This window comes from Paenibacillus terrae (genome assembly GCF_000943545.1).
GTDB lineage: Bacteria > Bacillota > Bacilli > Paenibacillales > Paenibacillaceae > Paenibacillus > Paenibacillus terrae_A.
Window position 1 is genome coordinate 1 of the sequence record NZ_JTHP01000146.1, and the last position, 3,598, is coordinate 3,598.

Annotated in this window: 1 protein-coding gene; it reads right to left on the minus strand. The window is 56.4% G+C overall.

Annotation, left to right across the window (positions count from 1 at the left end):
• The coding region (locus QD47_RS29210; RefSeq protein WP_235332395.1) for a non-ribosomal peptide synthetase at positions 1–3,478 on the minus strand (3,478 nt) is incomplete at its 3' end.
• Positions 3,479–3,598: the final 120 nt, after the last annotated feature.

A 3,598-nucleotide genomic window follows, 5' to 3' on the forward strand; every position in this document is an offset into this window, starting at 1 on the left:
CCACCTGAATCGCTTTAATGGAATCGCCGCCCAGCGCAAAGAAATGGTCATGGATGCCGATGCGCTCGACGCTTAGCACGCCCTGCCAAATGTCGGCTAACCGGGATTCGATGTCGCTTCGCGGCGCTTCGTATCCCGCCTCGGCCACCTGCCTGTCCGGTTTCGGCAAGGCGTTACGGTCGATCTTGCCGTTAGGGGTGAGCGGCATCTGGTGCAGATGCACAAAATATGCCGGGATCATGTACTCTGGCAACAACGCGGCCAGATGGGCCCGCAGTTCGGTGACAGATAGGGTTTCGCTACTCACGTAATACGCACACAGGTAAGCCTGTTCCCTTTCGTCATGCTTCGCCACGACCACGGCTTCCCGCACCGCTTCGTGTTCCAAAAGCCGCGCTTCCACTTCTCCGCACTCGATCCGGTACCCCCGAATTTTGACTTGGTGGTCGATTCGGCCCAGGTACTCGATGTTCCCATCCGGCAGCCAGCGTACCAAATCTCCGGTCCGGTACATCCGCTCTCCGGGTTCAAACGGATTGGACACGAATTTCTCCGCCGTTAGTTCCACTCGGTTCAAATAGCCGCGCGCTACCCCTTCACCGCTGACATACATTTCGCCCGCCACACCGACCGGCACCAATTGCCGATTCTCATCAAGCATATACACGCGCAAGGTGGGGATCGGCTTGCCGATGTTGCTTATCCCACGCTCCATCTCTTCTTCGCCGATCTTCTTGTAGGTGGCATGTACGGTTGTTTCGGTAATCCCGTACATGTTGATCAGATCGGTATGGGGATATTTCCGATGCCATGCCGCCAGCTGTCCCGGTGCCAACGCTTCTCCTCCGAAGATGATCGTCCGAACCTGTAAGTCCGTATCTGGCCGCATCATCTCCGCTTGTGACAGCGGGTAGAACGCACTCGGGGTCTGGTTCAATACGGTGACGCGCTCGTCACGCAGCAATTGCAGGAACCGTTCAGGATCTCTCGCCGTCATCTTCGGTACGATGACCAGCTTACCTCCATAGAGCAGCGCCCCATACATCTCCCATACCGAAAAGTCGAAGCAAAAGGAATGGAATACGGTCCATACGTCCCTATCGCTGAAGTCGAAAGCAAACTGATCGTTAAACAGCAGACGAACAACATTCCGGTGTTCAATCATCGTTCCCTTCGGCTGACCGGTTGTACCCGATGTGTAGATGATGTACGCCAATTGCTGCGGTGTGATGTCTACTTGCGGGTTGTGGGAATACGCATCCACTGTGTCTTCCAGCAGCACGCTCTCGCCATCAAATGTGATTTCTTCGATCAACCCCGCCAAGGCCTGGGAGGTCACGAGCCTGCTTGTCCCACTGTTTTGAAGCATGAATGCGATGCGTTCTTGCGGATAGTCCGGATCCATTGGCAGATACGCCCCGCCGGCTTTGAGTACTCCCAAGATAGCCGTGATCATCTCTACGGAATGATTGAGCACCAGCCCGACAATCCGATCCCGTCCAACACCCTTCTTCCGCAGCGTCCAGGCCAAGCGGTTCGCCCGCTCGTTCAACTCCCGGTACGTCAGGCGCTCATCCCCGCACACCACTGCTATGGCTTCCGGCGTCCGCGCCGCTTGCTCTTCGAACAAGCCGACAATGGTTTTTTTATATGGATAATCCGCTGCCGTGTCATTGAATTGCTGAAAATGTTGCTGCTCTTCTTCCGACAGTATCCGAATATCCGCAATCGCTTGTAATGGTTCCTGCGTAACGGTCGCCAGCACGTTGCCGAAGTGCCCCAACCAGCGTTCCATCGTCGCTTGCTCAAACAAGACGCTCCGGTATTCAAGTACGATCTGCAGCCCCTGTGCGTTTTCCACTGTGTTGATCGTCAAGTCGAATTTCGTAGTCAGATTATGGAAAGCCGCAGCCCCAATCTGCAGACCGTCCAACTGAAGCTCCGTTTGCGCCATGTTCTGCAGCACTAGCATCGTATCAAACAGCGGATTACGGCTCATGTCCCGCTGCAATGGCAGTTTCTCCACCAATTCTTCAAACGGATACTCCTGATGCTCAAACGCGGCTACCGTACGCTCCTTCACTTCCCGCACAAAATCGATAAACCGCTTCGATCCCGACGGATAGTTTCTTAGCGCCAGTGTGTTCACGAACATCCCGATCATCGGTTCGGTGTCCGCATGGGTACGCCCCGACACCGGTGTGCCCACCACGATGTCTTCTTGCCCCGTATACTTGTGCATCCATACGCTATATGCAGCCAAAAGCACCATATACAGCGTTGCGCCTGTCTCGGACGCAATCCGCTTGAGTCCTTCCACCGTCTCACGATCGATCGTTGTCCCGATGCTGCCCCCTGCGTTGTCCATGATCGCCGGTCTCGGCCGATCGGTCGGCAGCTCTAACACCGGCGGCTGTTCCGCGTATTGCGACAGCCAGTAGCTCTCCTGCTCGTTCATCCGTGCTGTCCCCAGCGTCCCTTGCTGCCAAACCGCGTAATCCTTGTATTGTATGCGCAGTTCCGGCAGCGTTTCGCCCGCATAGGCCGCCATGAAATCCCGTACGAGAAGATCCATGGAAACGCCGTCGGAGACAATATGGTGCATGTCATACAGCAGCAGGAAACGTTCTTCCGCAAGACGCACCAGCTTCACCCGCAGGAGCGGCGCTTGAGAGAGGTCGAAGGGGCGCAGGAACGTTTCCACCTGTTGGGCCATCTCCGCTTCCGTTGCACGCTCCATCTCCAGTACGAAGGGTACGGTTTCGTGCACCCGTTGCACGGGCTCCCCGTCTTCTACCCCAAACGAGGTGCGCAGGGATTCATGACGGAGTATCACCGCACGGATCGCTTCTTCAAGTTGCTCGGCATCGAGGGCTCCTTGGAGTTCCAGTCCCCCAGGCATGTTGTATCTGGTGCTCGTCGGTTCGATCTGCTGCAGCACGTACATCCGTTTCTGCGCCGAGGATGTCGCATAAGAGCCCCGTTCCTCCACGCGCTGGATCCGTCCGTACTCGCTTGGCGCCAGTTCCCGTACATACGCCGCCAGCTCTTTGACCGTTGGACGAGCAAAGATTTCCTTCATTGGCACTTCCAGTCCCAGTTCACGATAAATCCGCGAGATGAGCGTCACCACTTTGAGGGAGTGGCCGCCGCGTTCGAAGAAGTGATCGGCAATGCCCATATGTTCGCCACCCAGCACCTCAGCCCAAAGCTGAACAAGCTTCTCTTCAAGCGCCGTACGTGGTGCCTCGTATACCGTACCTGCAGCCAGCTGCCCATCCGGTTGCGGCAATGCGTTACGGTCCACCTTGCCGTTAGGAGTGAGTGGCATCTGGTCCAGATGCACAAAGTACGACGGGACCATGTACTCCGGCAACAACGCGGTCAGATGTGCCCGCAGTTCTGTGACCGACAGGGCTTCGCTGCTAACGTAATACGCACACAGGTAAGCCTGTTCCCTTTCGTCATGCTTCGCCACGACCACGGCTTCCCGCACCCCTTCGTGTTCCAAAAGCCGTGCTTCCACTTCCCCGCACTCGATTCGATAGCCGTGGATTTTCAACTGGTGATCGATCCGGCCCAGGTACTCGATGTTTCC